Here is a 23,604-nt window from a genome sequence, read left to right on the forward strand (position 1 = left end):
CGATGGAGTCAGCGCAACGACAGTTGCGGGGCCGACGCGCTGCGCACCAGGGTGGGCGAGGCGTCGATGCGGATGCTGGCCTGGCAGTCGCCACCCGCTTTGGGGCACTGCCAGGGCACCGGCCGGCCCTCGCGGCGGGCGATCCCTTCGACGGCGTCCAGACGCCAGAGGGTGTCGCTGCTGCCGGGCTTGCTGGTGATGTTCAGGGTCTGTTCGTGTCCCAGGGTCCAGGCCACCAGGATTTCCTCGCTGGCCTTGGCGAAGCGCAGCAGGTAGACGTTCGGGTCCTCATTCGGTACGCGGCCGACGAAGCGGTAGCGGCCGATGATGTCGGCAATGCTGGCCATCGCGTGGTAGGCCGGTTTCGGCTGGCCACCGGCGGTGAGCAGGCCGAAGTTGTGCTCCATGTCCGTGCGGTCGATGCCGTCGTCCACCAGGTCATACCACCAGGCACCCTTCACGTTCGGCAGGCTGCGCACCAGCACATAGGCGCGAGCCAGGTAGGCGGCCTGGCGTTCGCGGCTGATACCGCAATCGCCTTCGTGGGCCGGCCAGCTGAACTCGGTGAAGTACAGCGGGACCGGTTTGCCGGCGGCGTTTTCCAGCTTCTGGTTCACGCCCTGGAACCAGTTCAGCCAGGCTTCGGGAGTGGACATCTCGCCCTCGCAGTACACCGAGGGGTGCAGCGAAATACCGTCGACGACATCCAGCGCGCCACCGGCGACGACGCGCTCGGCGAAGCCCTGGCGAATGCCCTTGAGGGTGACGGCTCCAGCGAGCACCTTGGCCTGCGGGTCTTCCTCGCGGATCACCTTGGCGGCCGCGCGCACCAGGGTCAGGTAGTCGTCGCTGAAGTCCTTGTCGGTGGCATTTTCCGAGTCCCATTCGTTCCACACTTCGTAGTAGGCGACCTGTCCCTTGAAGCTGCGCACCACATAACGCACATAGCGCAGATAGCCCTCGCGGGCCGCGTCGTCGCGCGGCTTGGCGTTTCCGTAGAACTGGTTCTCGTTGCCCAGGATCAGCAATGTGCTGATACCCAGGCTGCGAGTGCTGCGCAGCTGCGCACGCCAGGCCGCATCGATGGACAGCACGCCGCGCTCGCGTTCGACGCTGGACCAGTAGGCGTCGTCGCGGAACGACAGGATGCCGGCCTCGCGCGCCAGGCGATTGATGCCGTCGCGATTGCCCGCGCGGATGTTCTGGTGGGTACTGGCGCCGACGATGAATTCCGGCGCGCCGAGGTTTTCCACCGGCGCCTCGTTGGCCAGGGTGCGCGGTGATTGCAGCAGCCCGCCAATCAACAACGTGCAGGCCAGCAGGCTAAGCATGCCGCCCTGCAGGCGCAGGGTGCGCGGCGCCGGTTGCGGCGCGGCTTCGCCTGGCAAGCTCAGGGCGCGGCCGATGGCCAGGCCGAGGAACAGGCTGGGGATCGGCGACTCGAGCACGTCGCTGGTCCAGGCGATGAGCAGGATGCAGTAGGCGATGCCGAGCAGCGCGCGGGCTTCGCGGCCAGGCTGGCGCTGCAGGCGCATCAGCATCGGCACCGCCAGCAGGTAGAGGGCGACACCGGCCACGCCGAACAGGCACCAGAGGTAGAGCAGCGAATTGTCCGCCACCGCCAGCTGCTCGACGCCGAAGATCGGGAAGGCCGCGTAGGCGCTGCCGGTCATGCCCAGGCCGGCTCCGGTATAGATCCAGCCGTTGTAGTCCATCACCTTGATCAGGTTCGGCCAGGTGTTGACCAGGCGATCCACCATCGACCCCATCAGGTTGTCGCCGGTGGCGCTGGCCAGGTACGGGTCGACCTGCGCGTACAGCCCATACAGCGGCAGCAGCAGCGCACCCAGTACCACTACCAGCGCGGCACACAGGAACAGCAGGCGCTGACGGGCGAAACCCATCACCAGCAGGGCGACGAAGAAGGCGCCGGCGGAGGACTTGTTGGTGGTCAGGACGATGCCCACCAGCGCCACCAGGTAGATCAACCCACGTACCGGCAGCGCCAGGCGGAAAGAGCCCAGGTACAGGCTGAACACCGCCAGCATCATCGCCAGGCTCGAGGACATCCGCGAAAAGCCGGCGATGCGGTCCAGACCATAGGCGCTCCAGGAGCGGTTGCCGCTGATCTCGACGCCGCCCATGGAGTAGGTGTAACCCTTCCACGGCACGTTGATGGTGAGATCCAGGGCAATGCCGAGCAGCGAGGCGAGCAGGCAGAAGAAGATGATCCAGCCCATCGCCTTGCGATGCATTTCCAGGTAGGGGCCGCAGAGCAGGCCGAACAGCAGCGGCGCGTAGATGAACACCGAGAAGAGGCCGCTCTTGAACTCGGCCCCATGCAGCCGGCCGAGCAGTAGCGAAGCTGCTGCGAGGATCAGCAGCAACCAGAGGCCACGCTGCTGCGGGCGGGTGAAAAGCTCCCAGCCCACCGCGACGATGCAGGCCACCTTGGGCAGGTAAACGATGGCCGACAGACCCGCCTGGTCGGTGTAGAAGCGCAGCGCACCGTTGAAGGTCTCCACCAGCAGCAAGGCCACCAGCACCCCGAGCGCCAGCAACGAGCGGTCGAAGGTCACGCGGCGGTCGACCTCAAAGCGTGGATACGGGGATTGCAGTTCCATGCTGGACTCCGCGGGTAAGCAGGGTGTGGCGCAGGATGGCTTCGTATTCGTCAAGCATCCGTTCCACGCTGAGCATTGGTGCCACGACCTCACGGGCGCGCGCGGCCAGGCGCTGGCGCAGCGCCGGCTCACGCACCAGGCGTTCGATCGCGTCGCCCAGCGAGTCGCTGCGCTCGGGCGAGCAGAGCAGGCCGTTGATTTCGTCCAGGACGATTTCCGTCAGGCCGCCCATGCGTGAGGCGATCACTGGCAGGTGATGGGCGCAGGCTTCCAGCGCCACCAGCCCGAAGGATTCCGGTGACAGGCTGGGCACCACGGCGACGTCGATTTCACCGAAGAATTCGGCCGCCTTGCGGTAGCCGACGAAGTGCACGCGCTGGGGATCGGCAAGGGACTTCAGCTGGTTCACGTAGGTGCTGTCGCCCCGTCCGGCGATCAGCAGCGAGGCATCGTCGCCGCGTGCCTGGAACTGCTCGATCAGCCACTCCACGCCCTTGTTCGGGGTCAGCGCGCCGATGAAGCCGAAACGCAGCGGACGTCGCCCGCTTACCGGCGGCGCGACGGGCACCTCCGCCATCGGCGAGCCGTTATAGACCACATGGGTCTGGCTGCCGGCGAAGTACCCGGCATCGAGCAGCGCATTGAGCTGGTAGCGACTGACGCCGACCACCGCATCGATTTCGCTCGAAGCCGATGCGTGGGAGCGCCGCAGCAGCGCACAGGATGCGCACTGCTGCTCACAGTGGCGACCCTTGTGGAAGCGCACGCCGCGCGGGCAGGTCAGGTACTGGTCATGAAGTATCTGTACGAGCGGCAGACCGGCGTCGCGGATTGCGTCCCAGGCGGAGATCGACCAGCCCGACAGGTTATGGCAGACCACCACGTCCGGCTCGACCTCTTCCAGCACCTTCGCCAGCACGCTGCGCATGCTGCGGTTGTAGCGGTCCAGCCCGTGCCAGGCGAGGCGCTGCAGCGGGCCGTGGCGCTTCTCGTCGAACGGCCAGTAGAGATTGCGCAGGCCGGCGCGCAGCACCGCTACACCGTTGAACGTCTCGCGCTGCAGACCCGCATCCGGCCCGGTGCAGAGCACCTGCACGTCATGCCCACGCCCGCGCAGGCCCTCGGCCATGAGCTGCAGCATGACCTCCGCCCCGCCACCGATGTGCGGGGCGTAGAGGGTGTTGAGCAGCAGCACTCTCATAGCGGGTAGGCCCGGTTCATGCCGAGTGCGCCGGCTTCGCCATCGCGGATCGCCTGCAGCAGCAGGGCCAGGCGGCTCTCGCGCTGGTGGCGGCGGGCGAAGAAGTGCAGCAGGCGGATGAACACCCAGCGGTTGAAGCGGTACATCAGCGGCGAGGTGACCCACAGGTTCTTGTCGAACCAGGCCTGGTTGCGCGCGGCGTAGTAGGCGCGCAGGTCGGAGCTGCCGAGCAGGTAGGTCTCGTAGATGTTGGAGGTGCGCTCCTTGATGTTCCAGGAGTGCTCCAGGTCGTCCAGGCCAGCCTCGGGCACCAGGTAGAGATGCCCGCCGAGGGCGCCGATACGGAAGGTGTACTCGGTGTCGTCGGCGTAGAGCACCAGATCGCGGCGCGGCAGGCCGATGCGCCGGAACAGGTCGGCATGCCCGAGCAGGCCGCCGTAGTAGGCGAATGGCAGCTCCAGCAATGGCTGCGCGCGGCGCGGCTTAGGCTTGCCCCAGGGCGTGCGGCGCCAGAGCTTGTAGGGCAGTTGGCGGACATGGAAGCCGAAGTAGCTGGAGCGTGGCGGCGTGATGAAGCGGGTCGGCACGCCGGAGGCGACATCGGCCTGGTGGGTCGGGCGAAAGCCAAGCACGGCGGTATTGTCGGCGCCATGGCGCAGTGCACAGTCGATCAGACGTTGCTTGAGCAGAGGGAAGGAGCCCGGCGTCGGCGCGTTGTCGTCATCCATCAGCCAGATGAAGTCGCAGCCGGTCTTCAGCGCAGCCTCGATGCCCACGGCGTAGCCATTGGCCGAACCGGTATTGCTGTCCAGCTCGATCACCTGCACGCGGTTGGGCCAGAGCATGAACAGCTGGTCCAGCTCCGCCACCGAGGCATTGCTGACGACAATGGCGCGGGTGATGTCCTTCTCGCGGAAGGCACGAGCCAGCAGCTCTTCCAGATATTCCAGGCGATCGCCATAGGTCAGCGTCACCAACACGGTCGATCCATTCATCTCGCCACTCCTCCTTGTACCTGGCCTTGTCTGGGTTATGCGCCTCAGGCGCGCCAGCCGTCGTTGCCGCCCACCGCCGAGAGCTGGCTGAGCGGGACCCGGATGCGTTGTTCGCGTTGCAGCAGGTTGAGCAGGATCAGGGCGCGCTCGGTGCCGTCGTCGCAGAGGAAGATGGCCTCGACCTCGCATTCGCCTGCGCACTTCAGGCGCACCACCTGGCCTTCGTGGAAGCTGCTGGCAGGCCGCTCGGGCATGCTCGCCAGGCGCTGGCGGATGCCTTCCACCAGGTCGTCGGCCACTGCCAGCGGCTGCGCGCCGAAGCTGACGATGCGCGCCACACCACGGGTGGAGCGGATCGGGAACCAGTTGTCGTGCTGCTGATCGAGGCGGATGAACAGGTAGCCGGGGAACAGCGGCTGGGTCCGGCTGCCCTGCTTCACCACCGGGCGATAGCAGGAAAAACCCTGGCGACCAAGGTTCTCCTCGGCGCGCAGTTCCTGGTGTGGTTTGGTCTGGATCAGGTACCAGCGGTACTGCGCGACATCCAGATCAACGCTGATCACGGAATTCATGACTCACTCTCCATGGCGCTTTCAGCGCGCCCTCGGATGTCTGACGCGGGAGAAATGGAACGCTCCAGGGTGTAGCGGCCCAGCAACCGCTGCATCTCGTCCGGCGGGTTGAACATCAGCACGTCGATGATCGACAGGCTGGGGACGAAATCAGGGCTGAACTGCGGGTAGCTCAACTCGTCCATGCGCAGGAATTGCAGCTCCAGGCCGTGGGCCTGGAACACCTCGGGCGAGTACAGGTGACGTCCGCCCTCCGGGTTGAGGTAGACGTCGCCACCGCTCTGTTTCACCGCTTCGATCAGGCGCTGGTCGCGGCCGATATCGTCGGCCAGGTCCAGCTCGGAAACCCGCGCCATGGGTGTGTCGATGCCCATGTAATGGCAGATGCGGCGGATCGAGTGTTCGGCGAAGTGCGACAGGTTGCGCTCGGGGTGTTCGAGGATTTCCTCCAGCAGCGGCATCACCTGCGGGTAGCACGGTGCGCGGTGGTAGGCATGGCGGATGGTGTGCAGCAGGCGCTGGTTGCTCAGGCGCATCTGCTCGCTCAGCCTTCTCTCATTGATCGCCTGGGTCTGCGAGCCCTGTTCCAGCGGGAAGCTGAACTGCCAGATCTTCCCGCCGACCAGCAGGCGATTGCGATTGATCCAGCCGCGCCGGGTGTACTGCAGGCTGTCGCCGAGAATGAACAGGCTGCTCGCGGCGATCAGCTGGAAGTACCCCAGGTAGGGGAACAGGTACGGCTGCATGAGGCTGACGATATGGACCATGGCTGCATCCCTTCCCTATTCCTGATTCAGTCCTTGGCGTCGTAGCGGTAGGCGTAGGCGCCGTAGTCGTATGCCGCGGTCGAGGCCTTGCGTTTCACACCGTTGAGGATCGCGCCCTGCAGGTGGATGCCGCTCTGCCCCAGGCGCCGCCGTGCGGTGTCGATCTCGCTCGCCGGGCTCTGGCCGAAGCGCGTCACCAGCAGGCAGATGCCGCACAGCCGGCCGACCAGGGCGGCGTCGGTCACCGCCAGCACCGGCGGGGTGTCGACTATCACCAGGTCGTACATCGACGAGGCATCGCGCAGCAGCTGGGCAAAGTTCTCGTGCATCAGCAGCTCGGAGGGGTTGGGCGCGGCGAAGCCGCAGGAGATGAAGTCCAGCTCCGGCACCTCGGTGGGCAGGATCACTTCGCTCAGCGGGCGGTGCGAACTCAGCGCGTCGGACAGGCCGTGGCGCGGGGTCAGGCCGAACACCCGGTGCAGGTAGCCCTTGCGCATGTCGGCGTCGATCAGCAGGGTGCGCAGGCCCGATTGCGCGACGATGGCCGCGAGGTTGCTGGAGACGAACGACTTGCCGGCGCCCGGCGCCGGGCTGGTGAGCATCACCACGTTGTTGCGCGCTTCGAGCAGGGCGAAATGCAGGTTGGTGCGCAGGCTGCGGATCGCCTCGTTGGCCAGGTCACCGGGGGCCGACGCGGCCAGCAGCTTGGGTGTATGGCCGAGGATGTCACCCTTGCGCTCCTTCTCCAGGCGCTCCTGCTGCCGCGAGTAGGGGATCGCGGCGAGGACCGAGAGGCCGAGCTGTTCGATCGCCTCGGGGTTCTCCACGCCACGGTAGAAGGCCTGGCGCAAGAACAGGATCGCGAGGGCGACGCAGAAGCCGAGCAGGGTGGCGAGCAGCACGATGACCTTGCGCATCGGCTTGGCCGGCTGCTCGACGTTGGCCTGGGCGGTGTCGATCACCCGCACGTTGCCGATGGTGCCGGCGCGGATGATGTCCTGCTCCTGGGCCTTGTTCAGCAGGTTGGTGTAGGTCTGACGGGTGACCTGCATGTCACGGGACAGGCGCAGCAGTTCCTGCTGGGTAGCCGGCAGGGTCTGGATGCGTTTCTGCAGTTGTGCCTTGCGGTCTTCCAGACTGCCCATCTGCTTGAGCAGCGCCTGGTAGGTCGGATGCGTCGGGGTGTACAGGCGGTCGTACTCGGCGCGCTTGAGCTTGAGCTCGGAAAGCTGGTTGTCGATGCCCACCACCTGGTCCAGCACACCACGGGTCTCGACGCTGATGTCGGCGGATTTGGCAGTGGTCTGGTAGGCGTTGTAAGCGGCCTCGGCCTTCTCCAGGTCCAGGCGTACCACCGGCAGTTGCGAGCGCAGGAACTGCAGGCGCTGGGACGCTTCGGCGGAACTGCGCTCGACGTTCTGCAGCACGTAGAGGTGGCTGATCTTGTCGAGGATGCGGTCAGCCTGCAGCGGGTTCGGATCTTCCAGGGTCATGTAGATGATCCCCGAGTCCTTGCCGGCCTCGGCCACCTTGAGCAGCTTCTGGTAGTTCAGGGTCGTGGTGAGCAGGCGGTTCTTCGCCACGATGAACTCGGTGCCGGGGCGCGCCACCAGCTCATCCACCTCGATGCTGAAGCCCTTCTCCATCACGGTTTTCTTCAGCTCGCCGCGCAGGATCAGCTGGTCGTCGGCGTTGAGCAGGTGATAGGCGTCGCCACCGTCGGCCACCAGGGTCAGCGGTTCGCCCAGGTACTCCTCCGGTACGTCGAGCGAGAACACCTTGATCTGCTCGCCGCCCCAGCCGTAGGCCCCCATGCCCAGCCAGGGCGCAGCCAGGGTCTGCCCGGCCTCGGGATGGTAGCGGCGCGCCAGGTAGTCACCGATCAGCGGCAGGCGCTTGGGCTTGGCGATGATGTCCAGCTTCAGCAGCTCGACCGCCTTGCCGAGTACCGCGCGGGATTTCAGCAGTTCGATTTCGGTGGAGGCGATCGACACCGAGTCGGGGCGATTGATCACCTCCGGCGTGCCGTTCAGGCCGTTCTTCTTCTGCTCGATCTGGATCATCGCGCCGGAAACGTAGATCGGCGTGGCGACCACTGCATAGAAGAGCCCGAGCACCGCGAACAGGCCGGTGACGGCGAGGATCATCTTCTTGTGATCGAACAGCAGACGCAGCAGGCCGGCAACGTCGATGCGGGTGTCCTGGAGCGTTTCCAGGGACGAGCGGGGCATGACACTCATGGACTTCCATCCTCCATTGAGGTGGCGCGGATCAGCGCGCCTGAATCGGGTTCAGCCGCTTGAGCAGGTTGGCGCCGTGGTTGCCGATCAGCAGCAGGAAGGCCTGCACCTTGCGCATGGGCGAGACGGCGGCCATGGACATCCGGCAGACCTGCATCAGGAAGTACTCGTTGAGCTCCTGGCTTCCCACACGCTGGTAGTAGCGCGACAGGCAGTAGTAGGTGTGCAGGGTCATCTGCTGCTGCACGCGATCGGCCTGCATGGAGAAGATCCCGCCCTGGTGCACGCGATAGGCAGCCGGGCGGATTTCCTCGATGAACTTGCCCTTGCCGAAGGCCCCCAGCAGCGACCACCAGCACAGGTCGACCATGCGCGTGGTGCGAAGCTCCTCGGGCATCTCGGTCAGGACGTTGCGGAAACAGGTGGTCAACGTCGAGATCGGCCGCGCCTGCTGCAGCTCCAGACGGCTGGCGTCGCGGCGGTACTTGCCGGTGAGTTGCCGGGGCTTGATCACGCCGTCTTCGTTGTAGGTGTAGGCGTCGTGGTAGGTGATCACGTAGTCCGGGTTCTGCTCCAGGAAGTCGACCTGGATCTGCAGCTTGCGCGGGTCGGTCCAGTAATCGTCGCCCTCGCAGTAGGCGATGTAGCGCCCGCGCGCCTTGCGGAACACCGGCAGGCCGTGGGAGACGCCCTTGGAGTACTGGTTTTCCTTGTGGAAGATCGGCTTGATGATGTGCGGGTAGCGCGCGGCGTAGTCGGCGATCAGCTCACTGGTGCCGTCGTTGGAGGCGTCGTCGTTGACCAGCACTTCGAAGCGGAAATCGGTGACCTGCTCGAGGAAGCTGTCCAGCGTGCGGCCGATGTAGTTCACCTGGTTGTAGGCCAGGCAGACGATGCTCAGGAGGGGCTTCGGGTCTTCCGGCCAGTTGGAGAGGATCTGCAGCTCGGAGCGGATATCCATGTCTAAACACTCGGCTTTTGGGACGGTTTGAACAGGCGCAGCAAAGCCGGGGCAGAGCCCGCGCCCACGAGGAACAGAGTGATCAGGCCGCACACGGCCAGCGCCGCCAGCAGCCACAGGCGCTCGCCGGAACGGGCCAGCAGCGCGTAGAAGGGCTCGCTGAGCAACAGACCGGCGGCGCTGAGCGCGGCGATCTGCAGCGTGTCGCGCAGCCAGGTGCCGTGCAGGCCGGGGGCGAAGGTGCGGTGCACGATCGCCGGCCAGATCAGGAACGACGCCAGGCGCAGTCCGAACCAGCACATCGCCACGCCCACTACGCCGTAGAGATAGGCGCTGGCGATCACCAGCGGCACCGTCACCAGGGTGGAGATGACGCTGTACCAGACGTGCATGCGCAGCTGACCGTGGGCGTACTGCAGGTAGAACTGGAAGCTGGCCACCGCCAGCAGGCCTGAGCCGAGTACGTACCAGGCCAGGATCGGCCGGCACCAACTGGCGGCCACGGCATCGCCGCTCCAGGCCAGGACCAGGTCATGACCATGAGCGGCGATCACCGCGACCATCGGGAACAGCAGCACACAGACGAAGCGGTTCGCCTTGAGATAGAGCTGCTGCATGTCTTCGTGGCGTTCTTCGGCGACCAGCATGGTCATGCGCGGCAGCAGCGACTGCGCCAGCGGATTGACCAGCGTGAGGATGCCGCCCGAAATCAGCGCCACCAGGGAGAAGTAGCCGTACTGCTGCAGCGGCAGCAGGTTCGACAGCAGGACCTTGTCCAGCTGGGTAAGCACGATCCACAGGCAGGAGGAGAAGGACATGCCCAGGGCGAAGGGCAGCACCGGGCGCACCGTGTCCCAGCAGAAGCGGGTCAGCAGGCGCACGTCCATCCACAGGTAGGCCTTGCCGCCCAGCAGCAGCGCCTCGATCAGCGACACCACGACCTGGAACTGGAAGAACACCAGCGGGTCCTGGCTGACCTGAGCCACCAGCAGCAGGCCGCCGAAGTAGCGCAGGGTGGTGATGAACACGTTCACTGCGTTGATGAAGCCGTGCAGCTCCTGCCCCTGCAGCGCACTGCGGTACAGGGTGGCGTATAGCCGCAGGGCCACCAGCAGGCCCATCAGGCTGATGCACTGCGCCACCAGGTCGGGCGAGAGTTGCTGCACGTTGAGCCACTGCCCGGCGATCCAGGTGCTTGCGCCCCACACCGCCAGGCTGCTGAGGAGGGTCAGCGGCAGCATGATCAGCTCGAAGGAGCGCAGCAGGCGCGCCTGGCCCTGACCTTCACCGTTGACGCCGCGGCCATGGGCGACCTGGCGCACCAGCGCGGGCGACAGGCCGGCATCGAGCAGCAGCAACCAGCTCTGCAACACCGCGAAGAAGCCGATCAGACCGTAGGCCTCGGCCCCGAGGTGGCCGAGGTAGAACGGCTGGATCAGGATGCCGATGACGATGGCGTACGCCTGCCCTGCGTAGTTCAGCAGGGTGTTGCGGACCATCGACAGCGAGCGGGCGGCGCGCATGATCGTCCCCTTACACCGCGACGGCGACGCGGCCGCTTTCCAGCAGCAGCACTTCGATCACCGCGCGCTGGATTTCCTGCGGCAGCCCCGGGTACAGCGGCAGGCAGAGAATGCGCTGGCTCAGCTCGCGGGACAGCACTTGAGGCACCTGCGGAGCGAGGTAATCGAGGGTGTCCAGCGACGGGTAGAAGTACCGCCGCGGGTTGACCCCGATCTCGTTCAGCGCGGTGCGCACGCGCAGCACCTGGGCCTCGTCGCGCAGGCCGATGGGGTAGTAGCTGTTGTTCAGCCGGGCGTAGCTCTCGGTGGCTTGCAGGTCGTAGTAGCCGCTGAGCGCGGCGGTGTAGCGGGCGGCGATCTCCTCGCGCTGGGCGAGGATGCTGTCGATTTCGTCGAGCACGCACAGGCCCATGGCGGCGGAAAACTCGTTGAGCTTGGCGTTGATCCCCAACCCGACGATCTGGTCGACGCCGGCGATGCCGAAGTTGCACATCAGGCGGATCTGCTTCGCCAGGTCGTCATCGGAGGTGACGATGGCGCCGCCCTCGATGGTGTGGAACAGCTTGGTGGCATGGAAGCTCAGGGTGGTGGCATCCCCCCAGGCCAGCACCGAGCGGTCGCGGTAACGCGAGCCGAAGGCGTGTGCGCCGTCGTAGATCACTTTCAACTGGTTGCGCTGGGCCACCGCCTGAATCTCCTCCACCGCACAGGGATTACCGAACACGTGGGTGGCGACGATGGCGGTGGTATCCGGCGCAAGGCTGGCTTCGATGCGCGCAGGGTCGAGGTTCCAGGTCCGCGGATCGATGTCGGCGAAGCGCGGACGGATGCTCTCCCACTGCAGCGTGCTGCTGGTGGCAACGAAGCTGAAGGGGGTGGTCACGGCACTGCCGGTCACGCCCAGGGCCCGGTAGGCCACTTGCAGGGCGATGGTGCCGTTGTTGGTGAGAATCACATGGCGAACGCCGAAGTAGTCCTGCAGGCGCTCTTCCAACTCCGTGACGAAGGGGCCGTGGTTGGTGATCCAGCCGGAGGCATAGATCTGTTCCACGTAGGCCTTGAACTTGTCCAGGTTGCCCAGGTAGGTCTTGGTCACATTGATCACGGTCGCATCCCTCTGTTGGATGGAAAGTCCGTTGGCAGTCGAGCCGGCGAACACGCCGCTCAACCCAGCGCCGACAGCGCGAAGGGTGCGTCGTCGATGCGGGATTCCATGGATTGCGCCGCTTGCGGCGCGCGGTTGGCCAGGTGTTCCTGCAGGGCCTCGATGACCCGGCCGCTGGCGTCGTTGTGGAACTGCCAGACGCCGTAGATGCGGCTGTCGAAGGAACGCTCGCTGCCCAGCATCGGGTTGGCCGCAAGACCGGAGCCAAGGCCGAAGCTGTAGAGGCCGGGAATCGGCCGGCCGGTGTGGTCGCGCAGGCAGCCGGCAGCGTCGGAGTCCAGCCCGCCTTTGCTCTCGCGCACCTGCAGCGGCTCACCATTGGCACGGCGTAAAGCCGGCAGGCACGGCTGGTAGCCGATGGCCTGGACGAATACGCCATCGTCGCTGCAGCACTGCTCCAGGCGCTCGCGGACGGCGGGTGAGCGATCCTCCAGGCTCAGCAGCTCGACCTTCACCCGGGTGCCGCTGACCAAGCCGTTGGACAGCACGTCGGTACCGACCTGGTGGGCGCGGTAGCGCAGGCCCCCGGAGCGGTTGACTCGACCGGACACCGGGCAGACGTCCATGCCTTCGTCCACCACGTAGCCGGCCGCGCGCGCTTCTTCGACGCTCTCGAAGAACAGGCGGATCGGCGCGCGGTGCAACAGGGTAATCTGCTCGAGGCCCAGGCAATCCAGGGCGCAGGCGAGGTTGTCGAGAATCGAGAAAGCGCTGTGGGAGCCGCCGACCACGGTGAAGCGGGTACCCGGAGTCACCCGGTCGCCGAACAGCTCCACCAGCTCCGCGGCGTTCAGACTCAGCAGCGCGTCGGAGGAATAGACCGTGGGGCCGTCGTGGGACAGGTGCAGGTCCTGCTCGGCCAGGCTCCAGTTCAGGTACTCGCGGTTCTGCCGGCCGCCCAGGTTCATCACCAGCGAACCTGCGCCAATCTGAGCGGTGTGGGAGCCGCTGCGCAGTGCCAGCTGGAAGCTGCCGTCGTCCAGTGCGGTGATCTTTTCGATACGTGTACCCAGCGCCACTTCGACGCCCAGGTGCTCGGTGACGTAGCGCATGAACAGCGTCGAGGCGTGCGCCAGCAACTCGCCCACCTGGGTGAGCATCGGCGCGCCGTGGGGATCGTTCTGCAGGGCGCGGAAAGCCTGGGAATGCGCCAGCGGCGCAAAGATGGGCAGCAACGCCGGATCGCGCAGGCAGTCGAGGAACACATCCCCCACCGAGTTGGCGGTGATGTGGTAGTCCCCCAACCGGCCACGGCCGACCGCCAGCGCAGCGTCCACCACCAACAGACCATCACGGGCGAGGCTCGCCAATGCGCCGGTCTTGTAGGCGTTGAACAGGAAGCCCATGCCTGCTGGACCGGCGCCGCCGACCACACAGGCATAGTTGGAACGAAGCGATTGCTCGGCCATCAGCCTTGACTCCCAGCGCGGCGGGGCGCGCGGCTCTCGTGAGGCCGGCGCTGTCGGCCGGCAGGGTGGCGGCGTTCGCGCCGGGATTCCGTCACTCGCGGCGCGGCCGCAGGCGCGCGCACCTGTTTCGAGAAGGTCGCGGGGGCTGGTCCGGAAGGGGTGGCGAACACCTGCAGGGCAACTTCAACACGGCATCGAAGTTGCTGTTTCAGAGTTGAAACAATCAGTGTCTGGCGCGGATAAAGTTCAACCGAAAGTTCAGGCCTGTTACACCTTGAACTACGCCTGGAAAGAGGGGCATAACTAACTTTCGAACTAACAAAAGCACTAGGACTAAACTTTTCAATTGCGCCGCGGGGAGGGGCGCAATACTCCTGCCGTTTCACCAGCGAAACACTTTCCGCCCGGGAAGCGTTGCTCTTCCTGCTTGTTTTCACGGCATGGAAAGTGCCGTCGAATTCCATCAATGCAGCGGCCATCGTTACTCACTCCACTCCAGGAGACGCTCTGCACCGGGCCTTTGGTAAAATTCGAAGACAAGGCTACCGCCCGAGTTCGAATGACCCGATTCAAACAACGACAATCAACTGTTCGTCCCTGGAGTGGCCGCTAGTTTTCGCTGGGCAAAGCTACCGCCCTTCGGCCTGTTCCGAAAATCTGGAAAAACAACAGCAAAAAACTATCGCGCTTCCGCAGCCAAGAAGGCCGGCGAAAGTTGTCAGGCAGCGATAGGAAAATGACAGGAAGAAGAGGGGGGCAGAATCTTCCTTGACCTTACTGCTCTTGCGACTACTCCCTGAGGTGTCTCATCCGGACACCACACGATATTGCTATGTGGATAGTAATAGAGGGGGGGACAAAGGCGTGTCAACGTAGGAAGCGATCCTACGCCGGGAATCCGACAGAAGGCAAATCAGTATTCGTAAATCATTGATTTATAAGGCGCCATAATCCCGACATAGGCATTTTGACAGCATAAACGTACACCTTCGTATCTGCGCGAAAAGGATTAGTCGGAAAGTATTAATGTATCCGCCGCGGACACGGCAGATGTGTTTCATCCCTGAACAATACGATCCTTTCCGGTACGTTTTGCCTGATACAGCGCCGCATCGGAACGGCTGTAGAGCGCGGAAAGATTCTGGTCATCCGGCTGTAGCAGCGTCAGCCCCTGACTGATGGTGACGCTGAAGAAATGCTCGGCCTCGTTGAAGCGCAGACGCTGCACTTCCCGCTGCAGGCGCTCGCCAATCTGCCGCGCCATGTTTTCGTCGCAGCCGGGCAGCAGCACGGCGAATTCCTCTCCGCCGATACGGCCGAACAGATCACCGCGACGCAGCGCGCCCGCCCCACTCTGAGCGATGCGCTGCAAGACCACGTCACCGACCTGGTGGCCGTAGACGTCGTTGATCTTCTTGAAGTCGTCCACGTCCAGCAGCAGGAAGGCCAGCGGCGTGGAGGTCGCCTTGCAGTCGCGGAAGGCCTGCTCGGCGCTGTCGAAGAAGTAGCGGCGGTTGCTGCTCTGGGTCAGCACGTCGGTGGTAGCCAGGCGGTGCAGCTCGGTTTCCAGGTGCTTCTTGTCGGTAATGTCCTCGGCGATGCCGACGATCATCAGCGGCAGGCCGGCGTCGCTGTGCTGACTGACGAAACATTTGTCGCTGAGCCAGCGCACTTCGCCGTCGGCACGCAGGATGCGGTACTCGCGCTGCTCGATGGCGCCGCGCTCCAGCACCTCGTGCAGGGTGCTCTGGGCGTAGTCCAGGTCATCGGGGTAGATGCAGTTGCGCCACTCGTTGTAGTCCGCCAGCAGCAGCGCAGCGGAGCGGCCGAAGATGCGTTCGTACGCCGGACTGACATAGACCATGCGCTGCGCCTGCCAGTCGAAGGCCCAGAGTACCGAGTTCACGCTCGCCAGCAGCGCACTGAAGAGCTGTTCGCGCTCCTTCAGCCGGGTTACCTCGGCACGGCTGTGCAGCAGTGCCAGCAAGGCCTCTTCCTGATCGGCCGGCAATTTATTCTCATCCATGTATCAGCGTCCTCCCGCTCATTGACCGGGGCTATGACCGCAAACTACGCCAGGCTGCTGCAAATTAAACGAAAAGCCCGCCGAACGGCGGGCTTTTCTGAGACGCATCTCTCAACGTCCTAGGACGTTTCCGCCATATCAGACGGCCGGACGCAGGGAGTAGGTCTTCAGTTGCTCGGCGAACTCGCGCAGGGACTGGATGCCGCTGGCCTCCGCCTCGTGCACCCACTGCTTGATCGCGGCGAGCATGTCGTGGCCGTTGGCGCTGGTTTTCACCCAGATCTGCTGCAGGGCCAGGCGCTTCTCGTAGATCACCTGCAGGGATTGGCTCTGCGCGAGCAGATCCTGGATGCGCGCATGATGGCGCTCTTCCAGCAGGCTGGTTTCACGCGAGAGCAGGCGCTTGGCGCGGCGGAACAGGTGGCGCACCGACTCGTCGGCCTTGGCCACTTCCTGCTTCACCAGCGGACCGATCACCAGCTTGCGGTACTGGGCCATGATCTGGAACCGGTTGTTGAGGATGGCCATGGCGGTATCCATGTCCAGGCTGCCCTTGCCTTCCACGCGATGCGCGATGGGCGCCACGCGGGCAACCTTGGCCAGGCGCAGGAAGCTGAACACCTTGATCCAGGCCCAGCCCAGGTCGAATTCCCACTTCTTCACCGACAGCTTCGCCGAGTTCGGGTAGGTGTGGTGGTTGTTGTGCAGCTCCTCGCCGCCGATCAGGATGCCCCAGGGCACGAGATTGGTAGCGGCGTCACGGCACTCGAAGTTGCGGTAGCCGACAGCATGGCCCAGGCCGTTGATAACGCCGGCGGCCCATACGGGGATCCACATCATCTGCACGGCCCAGACGGTCATGCCGAGCACGCCGAACAGAGCGAGGTCGATGATCGCCATCAGCACGATGCCGCCGGTGGGATAGCGCGAGTAGACATTGCGCTCGATCCAGTCTTCCGGGCAGTTCTTGCCATAAATACGCAGGGTGTCGGCGTTCTCCGCCTCCTTGCGATACAGCTCGGCGCCAGTACGCAGCACGGTACCCAGGCCCTTGTACACCGGGCTGTGCGGGTCTTCGGCGGTTTCGCACTTGGCGTGGTGCTTGCGGTGGATGGCCGTCCACTCGCGGGTGTTCATGGCCGTGGTCATCCACAGCCAGAAGCGGAAGAAATGCTGCAGCGCCGGATGCAGCTCAAGCGCTCGGTGCGCCGAGTAGCGGTGCAGATAGACGGTGACGCTGACGATGGTGATATGTGTCAGGACCAGGGTGACTGCCACCAGTTGCCACGGCGACAGGTCAAGGAAACCGTTGTACCACATAGGCGATACTGTACCTCGGAAGGGGTGTAGGACTACTCCCTGGCAGGCAGGGACAGCCGCATTATCACCAAGCGGGTCCGGATTACCATCCGGTCTTTTAGATACGAACGCGGCCAACTGGCCATCATTTATACTGCGCAGCCAATAAATCCACCCCACTACCGCATGAATCCACGCCTCAGCGCCCTGCGCATCAGCTTTCTGTACCTGATCGCCGCCACCCTCTGGGTCTGGCTGAGTGACCAATGGTTACAAAATGTCCTGCATGACCCCGCCTCACTGGCGCGGGCGCTGGAGCTGAAGAAGTACGGGTTCCTCGCACTCACTTTCCTCGTGCTGTTCTTTCTGCTTTGCCGCCACTTCCGCCGGCAGGACGCCGCGTTCGCCGCGCTGGCGGACAAGGAGCAGCGTTTGAGCCGCGTATTCGAGGTGGTCGAGGACGGCATCTGGGACTGGGACCTGGAAACCCAGCGCGTCTACTACTCACCCGGCTACGCCAACCTGATCGGCCTGCCCCTGGAGCACCTGAGCGACGACCTGCTGCTCTGGGAACAGCGTCTGCACCCGGAAGACCGCGCGCGCATCCTCGCCCTGCACCAGGACTGCATCCAGGGCTTGCGCACACGCCTGGAGTGCGTCTACCGCATCCGTCATGGCGACGGCAGCTACCGCTGGGTCCGCAGCAGCGGCCGCCTGACCCGCGGCGAGGATGGTCGCCCGCTGCGCCTGACCGGCGTCAACCGCGACATCACTCACCAGCGCAGCAACGAGGATCACCTGCGCCAGGCTGCCGCCGTATTCGAGGCGACCCAGGAAGGCCTGCTGGTGACCGACGCGCGCGGCGTGATCGTGCACACCAATCCGTCCTTCTCACGCATCACCGGCTACAGCGCCGAAGACGTGCTTGGCGGCGAGCCGTCACTACTCAAATCCGGCCGTCAGGACGCCGCCTTCTACCAACACATGTGGACGGCCCTGCACGAGAACGGCGTCTGGAGCGGCGAGATCTGGAACCGCCGCAAGAGCGGCGAGGTTTATCCGCAGTGGCAGCACATCCGTGCCGTGCGCAATGAGGAGGGTGAACTGACCCACTACGTCGCGGTGTTCTCCGACCTCAGCAGCCTCAAGCGCTCGCAGCACGAGCTGGATTTCCTCGCCCACCACGACCCGCTTACCGGCCTGCCCAACCGCCTGCTGCTGCGCGAGCGCATCGACCAGGCGCTGGCCCGCGCCGAGCGTGAACAGGGTGGTGGCGCACTGCTGAGCATCGATCTCGATCACTTCAAGCACATCAACGACAGCCTCGGCCACAACATTGGCGACCAGCTGATTCGCGCCGTCGCCGAGCGCCTGGAAAGCTGCCTGGATGAACGCTGCTCCCTGGCCCGCCTGGGCGGCGACGAATTCGCCGTGGTCCTTGAGAGCCAGCAGCCGCACCATGCCAGCAGCCTCGCCCAACGCCTGCTGGAAGCGATGAGCGCGCCCTTCGAGGTCAACGAGCAGACCATCTATATGTCGGTGAGCCTGGGCGTCAGCCTGTTCCCCGAGGACGCGCGCAACGTCGACCACTTGATGCAGCATGCCGACGCCGCGCTGTTCCAGGCCAAGGCCAGCGGGCGCAACCTCTACGCTTTCTATACCCCCGAGCTGACCGCCCGCGCGCGCTCCCATGTGCAGGTGGAATCGGCGCTGCGCCATGCGCTGGACCATGACGAGCTGCGCCTGTACTTCCAGCCGGTGCACGACCTGGCCACGGGCCGCATGGTCGGCGTCGAGTCACTGGTGCGCTGGCAGCATCCGCAGAAAGGGCTGATCGCGCCCGGCGAATTCATTCCGGTGGCCGAGGAAAGCGGCCTGATCACCGCCATCGACGCCTGGGTGCTGGAGCAGGCCTGCCGGCAGATGCGCCAGTGGCTCAACGCCGGAATCCATCTGGACTTCATAGCGGTCAACGTCTCCAGCCGGCTGTTCGGTCGCGGCGGCCTGGAAGAGCGTGTGGCCCTGGCCCTGGAGCAGAGCGGTCTGGAGCCGCATCACCTGGAGCTGGAAGTCACCGAAAGCGCGGTGATGGAGAACTTCGACCAGGCCCTGGAGCTGCTCTGCCAATTGCGCCTGCTGGGCGTCCACCTGGCCATCGACGACTTCGGCACCGGCTACTCCTCGCTGATGCGCTTGAAGCGCATGCCGGTGCACAAGCTGAAGATCGACCAGGGATTCGTCGCCGGCCTGCCGGACGACTCCGAGGACGCCGCCATCGCCTGCGCGGTGATCGCGCTGGGCCAGAGCATGGGCCTGCAAGTGGTCGCCGAGGGCATCGAACGTCCCGACCAGGCCGCCTTCCTGCTCACCCACGCCTGCGATTTCGGCCAGGGATACTGGTACGGCGCCCCGCAGCCGGCCGAAGTCCTGCTGGCACAATTACCGCGCGGAACCGCATGAATCCGCCCTAAAAACTTTCTGATATATAAAAATTCTTAAACAGTATTTTTAAGAATATCCAGCTCCTGCCTAAGATGCGCTCACACCGCACGCGCCGTTGGTGAATCGGCCGGTGGTCAACCCATTAGGAGCAGATACCCATGAGCGCAACCCTCCGTAGCCTGGACGGCCAGGACGAAGCCAACATCCTGCGCGAAGTGCAGAGCGCCCTGCGTGGCCTGCGTTTCGGCGCCGTCGAGATCACCGTGCACAACGGCCAGGTGGTGCAGATCGAGCGCAAGGAAAAATTCCGCCTGCAACAGAGCCCGGGCAAGCCTGCCTGAGCCACCGTGTCCCTTTATCAAGGGGCAGGACTGGACCACCGGAGCGTCGCCATGACCGCACTGCCCCACCGGTACTGCAGCTGCCAGCCACGAATGCGTGGCTGACATCGCCCCCCGAAAGACCCTGCCAAACAAACACAAATAGAACTGCATTTTTTTCAGGAGCTGCACATGTCCATCCGCCGTTTCGCCCTGGCCGCACTGGCCAGCGCCTTGATCGCAGGCCCCGTCTCCGCCGCGACCCAACTGCTGAACGTTTCCTACGACCCGACCCGCGAGCTGTACCAGGCCTACAACGCCGCCTTCATCAAGCACTGGAAGGCCCAGGGCGGTGACGACCTGACCGTGCAGCAATCCCACGGTGGCTCGGGCAAACAGGCCCGCGCCGTGATCGACGGCCTGAAGGCCGACGTGGTGACCCTGGCCCTGGCCGGCGACATCGACGAGCTGAACAAGCTGGGCAAGCTGCTGCCCGCCGACTGGCAAGCCCGCCTGCCCGACAACAGCACCCCGTATACCTCGACCATCGTGTTCCTGGTGCGCAAGGGCAATCCCAAGGGCATCAAGGACTGGGCCGACCTGACCAAGCAGGGCGTGGAAGTCATCACCCCGAACCCGAAGACCTCCGGCGGCGCCCGCTGGAACTTCCTGGCCGCCTGGGCCTGGGCGAAGAAGGAATACGGTAGCGACGAGAAAGCCCAGGAATACGTGCAGAACCTGTACAAGCACGTTCCGGTTCTGGACACTGGCGCCCGCGGTTCGACCATCACCTTCGTCAACAACAACATTGGCGACGTGCTGCTGGCCTGGGAGAACGAAGCCTTCCTGGCCAAGAAGGAACAGGGCGGCGAGAACTTCGAGATCGTCGTCCCGTCCGTGTCCATCCTGGCCGAGCCGCCGGTGGCCGTGGTCGACAAGACCGTCGACAAGAAAGGCACCCGCAAGGTCGCCGAGGAATACCTGAAGTACCTGTACAGCGAAGAAGGCCAGCGCATTGCCGCGCAGAACTTCTACCGCCCGCGTAACGAGAAGGTCGCAGCCGAGTTCGCCAACCAGTTCCCGAAACTCAACCTGGTGACCATCGACAAGGACTTCGGCGGCTGGAAAGTTGCGCAGCCCAAGTTCTTCAACGACGGCGGCATCTTCGACAAGATCTACCAGGCGCAGTGATGCGCCACCCGCCCGGCCCTGTGCCGGGCGGCCCGATCCGGGCGGGCCGGTGCACAGCCCGCGCGGAACGAAAACCCCCGCCCCATGGCGGGGGCTCAACGCGTTCACGAGAAAGGACAGACAATGTCGCGACGCATCTCCCCGGTCATACCCGGCTTCGGGCTGACTCTGGGCTACACCCTGGTGTATCTCAGCCTGTTGGTGCTGATTCCGCTGGGGGCCTTGTTCCTCAAGACCACTGAGCTCACCTGGGATCAGTTCTGGACCATCATCACCGCGCCGCGCGTCATCGCCGCGCTCAAGCTGAGCTTCGGCACCGCGCTGATCGCCGCCCTGATCAATGGCGTGATCGGCACCCTGCTGGCCTGGGTACTGGTGCGCTACCGCTTCCCGGGCCGCAAGATCATCGATGCGATGATCGACCTGCCCTTCGCCCTCCCCACCGCCGTGGCCGGTATCGCGCTCACCGCGCTGTACGCGCCCAACGGCATGGTTGGCCGCTTCGCTACCGAACTGGGCTTCAAGATCGCCTACACCCCGTTGGGCATCACCCTGGCGCTGACCTTCGTGGTCCTGCCGTTCGTGGTGCGCACGGTGCAGCCAGTGCTGGCGGACATCCCCCGTGAAGTTGAAGAAGCCGCCGCCTGCCTGGGCGCCAAGCCGCTGCAGGTGTTCCGTCACGTGCTGCTGCCGGCGCTGCTGCCGGCCTGGCTGACCGGTTTCGCCCTGGCCTTCGCCCGTGGCGTCGGTGAATACGGTTCGGTGATCTTCATTGCCGGCAACATGCCGATGAAGACCGAGATCCTGCCGCTGCTGATCATGGTCAAGCTGGACCAGTACGACTATACCGGCGCCACCGCCATCGGCGTGCTGATGCTAGTCGTCGCCTTCGTCCTGCTGCTGTTGATCAACCTGCTGCAACGCCGCATCGAAACGCCTTGAGGAGCGCGCCATGAGTACCGCAAGCCTTTCCGCCGCGGCCGCTGCCAACGCTGCTCGCCGGGGTAATGTCTGGGGCCGCCGCGCCCTGATCGCGCTGGCCTGGCTGGCCTTCGCCGTGTTCCTGCTGCTGCCGCTGTTCGTGGTGCTGAGCGAGGCGCTGAAGCAGGGCTTCGGCACCTTCTTCGAGGCCATCCTGGAACCCGACGCGCTGGCCGCACTGAAGCTGACGCTGATCGCCGTGGGCATTTCGGTGCCGCTGAACCTGGTGTTCGGCGTGGCCGCCGCCTGGTGCGTAACCAAATTCGAGTTCCCCGGCAAGAGCATCCTGGTCACCCTGATCGACCTGCCGTTCTCGGTCTCGCCGGTGATCGCCGGCCTGATCTACGTGCTGCTGTTCGGCGCCCAGGGTTACTTCGGCGAGTGGTTGAGCGACCACGACATCCAGATCGTCTTCGCCGTGCCCGGTATCGTCCTGGCGACCATCTTCGTTACCTTCCCCTTCGTCGCCCGCGAGCTGATCCCGCTGATGCAGGAACAGGGCACGCAGGAAGAGGAAGCCGCGCGCCTGCTCGGCGCCAACGGCTGGCAGATGTTCTGGCATGTGACCCTGCCGAACATCAAATGGGGCCTGATCTACGGCGTGGTGCTGTGCACCGCGCGCGCCATGGGCGAATTCGGCGCGGTGTCGGTGGTTTCCGGGCACATCCGCGGCGTCACCAACACCCTGCCGCTGCACGTCGAAATCCTCTACAACGAATACAACCACGTCGCCGCTTTCAGCGTCGCCACCCTGTTGCTGCTGATGGCCCTCGTCATCCTGCTGCTCAAGCAGTGGAGCGAGTCGCGCCTGTCCCGAACCAAAGTCAAAGCTGACGATGAATAAGTGAGAGCCCAGCCATGAGCATCGAGATCCGTAACGTCAGCAAGAACTTCAACGCCTTCAAGGCGCTGAACGACATCAACCTGGATATCCACAGCGGCGAACTGGTTGCCCTACTCGGCCCGTCCGGCTGTGGCAAGACCACGCTGCTGCGCATCATCGCCGGCCTGGAAACCCCGGACGCCGGCAACATCGTGTTCCACGGCGAGGACGTCTCGCAGCACGACGTGCGTGATCGCAACGTCGGCTTCGTGTTCCAGCACTACGCGCTGTTCCGCCACATGACGGTGTTCGACAACGTCGCCTTCGGCCTGCGCATGAAGCCCAAGAAGGAACGCCCGAGCGAGTCGCACATCGCCGAGAAGGTCCACGAACTGCTGAACATGGTGCAGCTGGACTGGCTGTCCGACCGCTACCCGGAACAGCTCTCCGGCGGTCAGCGCCAGCGTATCGCCCTGGCCCGCGCCCTGGCGGTGGAGCCGAAGATCCTGCTGCTCGACGAGCCCTTCGGCGCCCTCGACGCCAAGGTGCGCAAGGAGCTGCGCCGCTGGCTCGCACGCCTGCATGAGGAGATCAACCTGACCTCCGTGTTCGTCACCCACGACCAGGAAGAAGCGATGGAAGTCGCCGATCGCATCGTGGTGATGAACAAGGGCGTGATCGAGCAGATCGGCTCGCCGGGCGAAGTCTACGAGAACCCGGCCAGCGACTTCGTCTACCACTTCCTCGGCGACTCCAACCGCCTGCACATCGGCGGTGACGAGCACGTGCTGTTCCGTCCGCACGAAATCTCGCTGTCGCGTTCCGAAGTGGCCGAGCACCGAGCCGCCGAAGTCCGCGACATCCGTCCGCTGGGCGCTATCACCCGGGTGACCCTCAAGGTCGACGGCCAGGACGAGCTGATCGAGGCCGAAGTGGTGAAGGACCACGACAGCCTGGCCGGCCTCGCCCGTGGCGAGACGCTGTACTTCAAGCCGAAGGCTTATCAGCCAGTGGCGAATATCTGAACCAACGTTCGGCCTATCCGCCCCCGGTCGGATCTCTGCG

Annotated in this window: 18 protein-coding genes; 6 read left to right on the top strand and 12 right to left on the bottom strand. The window is 64.7% G+C overall.

Going from position 1 to position 23,604, the window contains the following annotated elements; genetic code table 11:
- Nucleotides 1-8 precede the first annotated feature (8 nt).
- From ACKI1H_RS03290 to desA, 12 genes are all read right to left on the bottom strand, one after another.
- Complete coding sequence (locus ACKI1H_RS03290; protein ID WP_440467651.1) at nucleotides 9-2,624, bottom strand: GH39 family glycosyl hydrolase; 2,616 nt, start codon at nucleotides 2,622-2,624, stop codon at nucleotides 9-11.
- Nucleotides 2,593-3,825: a glycosyltransferase family 4 protein gene (locus ACKI1H_RS03295; protein ID WP_440467652.1), complete on the bottom strand. Its 1,233-nt coding sequence runs from the start codon at nucleotides 3,823-3,825 to the stop codon at nucleotides 2,593-2,595. The genes ACKI1H_RS03290 and ACKI1H_RS03295 overlap by 32 nt, the downstream gene beginning before the upstream one ends.
- Nucleotides 3,822-4,820, bottom strand: a complete 999-nt coding sequence (locus tag ACKI1H_RS03300; RefSeq protein WP_138524453.1) for a glycosyltransferase — start codon at nucleotides 4,818-4,820, stop codon at nucleotides 3,822-3,824. Before ACKI1H_RS03300 ends, ACKI1H_RS03295 begins: the two co-directional genes overlap by 4 nt.
- A gap of 44 nt (nucleotides 4,821-4,864) precedes the next feature.
- The gene (rfaH, locus tag ACKI1H_RS03305; protein WP_440467653.1) at nucleotides 4,865-5,392 is read right to left on the bottom strand and encodes a transcription/translation regulatory transformer protein RfaH; all 528 of its coding nucleotides are present in this window, start codon (nucleotides 5,390-5,392) and stop codon (nucleotides 4,865-4,867) included.
- Nucleotides 5,389-6,159 carry a WbqC family protein gene (locus tag ACKI1H_RS03310; RefSeq protein WP_440467654.1) on the bottom strand — a complete coding sequence of 257 codons (771 nt, stop codon included), beginning with the start codon at nucleotides 6,157-6,159 and terminating at the stop codon, nucleotides 5,389-5,391. The genes rfaH and ACKI1H_RS03310 overlap by 4 nt, the downstream gene beginning before the upstream one ends.
- Nucleotides 6,160-6,185: 26 nt before the next feature.
- Nucleotides 6,186-8,399, bottom strand: a complete 2,214-nt coding sequence (locus ACKI1H_RS03315) for a polysaccharide biosynthesis tyrosine autokinase (protein WP_138524459.1) — start codon at nucleotides 8,397-8,399, stop codon at nucleotides 6,186-6,188.
- A 31-nt stretch (nucleotides 8,400-8,430) separates the two neighbouring features.
- Nucleotides 8,431-9,360: a glycosyltransferase family 2 protein gene (locus ACKI1H_RS03320; RefSeq protein WP_138524461.1), complete on the bottom strand. Its 930-nt coding sequence runs from the start codon at nucleotides 9,358-9,360 to the stop codon at nucleotides 8,431-8,433.
- A 2-nt stretch (nucleotides 9,361-9,362) separates the two neighbouring features.
- Entirely contained in the window at nucleotides 9,363-10,883 is a 1,521-nt protein-coding gene (locus ACKI1H_RS03325) for a lipopolysaccharide biosynthesis protein (protein WP_440467655.1), read from the bottom strand.
- A gap of 10 nt (nucleotides 10,884-10,893) precedes the next feature.
- Nucleotides 10,894-11,988, bottom strand: a complete 1,095-nt coding sequence (locus ACKI1H_RS03330; RefSeq protein WP_138524465.1) for a DegT/DnrJ/EryC1/StrS family aminotransferase — start codon at nucleotides 11,986-11,988, stop codon at nucleotides 10,894-10,896.
- A gap of 59 nt (nucleotides 11,989-12,047) precedes the next feature.
- The gene (locus tag ACKI1H_RS03335) at nucleotides 12,048-13,457 is read right to left on the bottom strand and encodes a hypothetical protein (protein ID WP_138524467.1); all 1,410 of its coding nucleotides are present in this window, start codon (nucleotides 13,455-13,457) and stop codon (nucleotides 12,048-12,050) included.
- 1,057 nt (nucleotides 13,458-14,514) lie between these two features.
- On the bottom strand, nucleotides 14,515-15,483 hold the full coding sequence (locus tag ACKI1H_RS03340) for a GGDEF domain-containing protein (protein ID WP_440467656.1): 969 nt from the start codon (nucleotides 15,481-15,483) through the stop codon (nucleotides 14,515-14,517).
- A gap of 138 nt (nucleotides 15,484-15,621) precedes the next feature.
- On the bottom strand, nucleotides 15,622-16,803 hold the full coding sequence (gene desA / locus ACKI1H_RS03345; protein WP_138526610.1) for a delta-9 fatty acid desaturase DesA: 1,182 nt from the start codon (nucleotides 16,801-16,803) through the stop codon (nucleotides 15,622-15,624).
- 165 nt (nucleotides 16,804-16,968) lie between these two features.
- On the opposite strand from desA, the gene ACKI1H_RS03350 reads away from it, so the two are divergent.
- The 6 genes from ACKI1H_RS03350 (at nucleotide 16,969) to ACKI1H_RS03375 (ending at nucleotide 23,564) form a co-directional block, all read left to right on the top strand.
- Nucleotides 16,969-19,242, top strand: coding sequence for a putative bifunctional diguanylate cyclase/phosphodiesterase (locus ACKI1H_RS03350; protein ID WP_440467657.1), 2,274 nt, complete (start codon nucleotides 16,969-16,971; stop codon nucleotides 19,240-19,242).
- 140 nt (nucleotides 19,243-19,382) lie between these two features.
- A complete protein-coding gene (oscA, locus tag ACKI1H_RS03355; RefSeq protein ID WP_017520779.1) occupies nucleotides 19,383-19,565 on the top strand; it encodes a sulfur starvation response protein OscA in 183 nt (60 codons plus the stop codon).
- A gap of 171 nt (nucleotides 19,566-19,736) precedes the next feature.
- On the top strand, nucleotides 19,737-20,735 hold the full coding sequence (locus ACKI1H_RS03360) for a sulfate ABC transporter substrate-binding protein (RefSeq protein WP_138526608.1): 999 nt from the start codon (nucleotides 19,737-19,739) through the stop codon (nucleotides 20,733-20,735).
- A 123-nt stretch (nucleotides 20,736-20,858) separates the two neighbouring features.
- Entirely contained in the window at nucleotides 20,859-21,677 is an 819-nt protein-coding gene (gene cysT / locus ACKI1H_RS03365; RefSeq protein ID WP_440467658.1) for a sulfate ABC transporter permease subunit CysT, read from the top strand.
- A gap of 10 nt (nucleotides 21,678-21,687) precedes the next feature.
- Entirely contained in the window at nucleotides 21,688-22,560 is an 873-nt protein-coding gene (gene cysW / locus ACKI1H_RS03370) for a sulfate ABC transporter permease subunit CysW (protein WP_138526606.1), read from the top strand.
- Nucleotides 22,561-22,574: 14 nt separating this feature from the next.
- Nucleotides 22,575-23,564 carry a sulfate/molybdate ABC transporter ATP-binding protein gene (locus ACKI1H_RS03375; RefSeq protein WP_440467659.1) on the top strand — a complete coding sequence of 330 codons (990 nt, stop codon included), beginning with the start codon at nucleotides 22,575-22,577 and terminating at the stop codon, nucleotides 23,562-23,564.
- Nucleotides 23,565-23,604: the final 40 nt, after the last annotated feature.

The sequence above is a fragment of the Pseudomonas sp. YH-1 genome, from assembly GCF_051990045.1.
In the GTDB taxonomy this organism is placed as follows: Bacteria; Pseudomonadota; Gammaproteobacteria; order Pseudomonadales; family Pseudomonadaceae; genus Pseudomonas; species Pseudomonas nicosulfuronedens.

Excerpts from the sequence above, each read along its gene's own strand:
- ACKI1H_RS03290 (WP_440467651.1), bottom strand. The coding sequence starts at position 2,624 with ATGGAACTGCAATCCCCGTATCCACGCTTTGAGGTCGACCGCCGCGTG.
- ACKI1H_RS03295 (WP_440467652.1), bottom strand. The coding sequence starts at position 3,825 with ATGAGAGTGCTGCTGCTCAACACCCTCTACGCCCCGCACATCGGTGGC.
- ACKI1H_RS03300 (WP_138524453.1), bottom strand. The coding sequence starts at position 4,820 with ATGAATGGATCGACCGTGTTGGTGACGCTGACCTATGGCGATCGCCTG.
- rfaH (WP_440467653.1), bottom strand. The coding sequence starts at position 5,392 with ATGAATTCCGTGATCAGCGTTGATCTGGATGTCGCGCAGTACCGCTGG.
- ACKI1H_RS03310 (WP_440467654.1), bottom strand. The coding sequence starts at position 6,159 with ATGGTCCATATCGTCAGCCTCATGCAGCCGTACCTGTTCCCCTACCTG.
- ACKI1H_RS03315 (WP_138524459.1), bottom strand. The coding sequence starts at position 8,399 with ATGAGTGTCATGCCCCGCTCGTCCCTGGAAACGCTCCAGGACACCCGC.
- ACKI1H_RS03320 (WP_138524461.1), bottom strand. The coding sequence starts at position 9,360 with ATGGATATCCGCTCCGAGCTGCAGATCCTCTCCAACTGGCCGGAAGAC.
- ACKI1H_RS03325 (WP_440467655.1), bottom strand. The coding sequence starts at position 10,883 with ATGCGCGCCGCCCGCTCGCTGTCGATGGTCCGCAACACCCTGCTGAAC.
- ACKI1H_RS03335 (WP_138524467.1), bottom strand. The coding sequence starts at position 13,457 with ATGGCCGAGCAATCGCTTCGTTCCAACTATGCCTGTGTGGTCGGCGGC.
- ACKI1H_RS03340 (WP_440467656.1), bottom strand. The coding sequence starts at position 15,483 with ATGGATGAGAATAAATTGCCGGCCGATCAGGAAGAGGCCTTGCTGGCA.
- desA (WP_138526610.1), bottom strand. The coding sequence starts at position 16,803 with ATGTGGTACAACGGTTTCCTTGACCTGTCGCCGTGGCAACTGGTGGCA.
- ACKI1H_RS03350 (WP_440467657.1), top strand. The coding sequence starts at position 16,969 with ATGAATCCACGCCTCAGCGCCCTGCGCATCAGCTTTCTGTACCTGATC.
- oscA (WP_017520779.1), top strand. The coding sequence starts at position 19,383 with ATGAGCGCAACCCTCCGTAGCCTGGACGGCCAGGACGAAGCCAACATC.
- ACKI1H_RS03360 (WP_138526608.1), top strand. The coding sequence starts at position 19,737 with ATGTCCATCCGCCGTTTCGCCCTGGCCGCACTGGCCAGCGCCTTGATC.
- cysT (WP_440467658.1), top strand. The coding sequence starts at position 20,859 with ATGTCGCGACGCATCTCCCCGGTCATACCCGGCTTCGGGCTGACTCTG.
- cysW (WP_138526606.1), top strand. The coding sequence starts at position 21,688 with ATGAGTACCGCAAGCCTTTCCGCCGCGGCCGCTGCCAACGCTGCTCGC.
- ACKI1H_RS03375 (WP_440467659.1), top strand. The coding sequence starts at position 22,575 with ATGAGCATCGAGATCCGTAACGTCAGCAAGAACTTCAACGCCTTCAAG.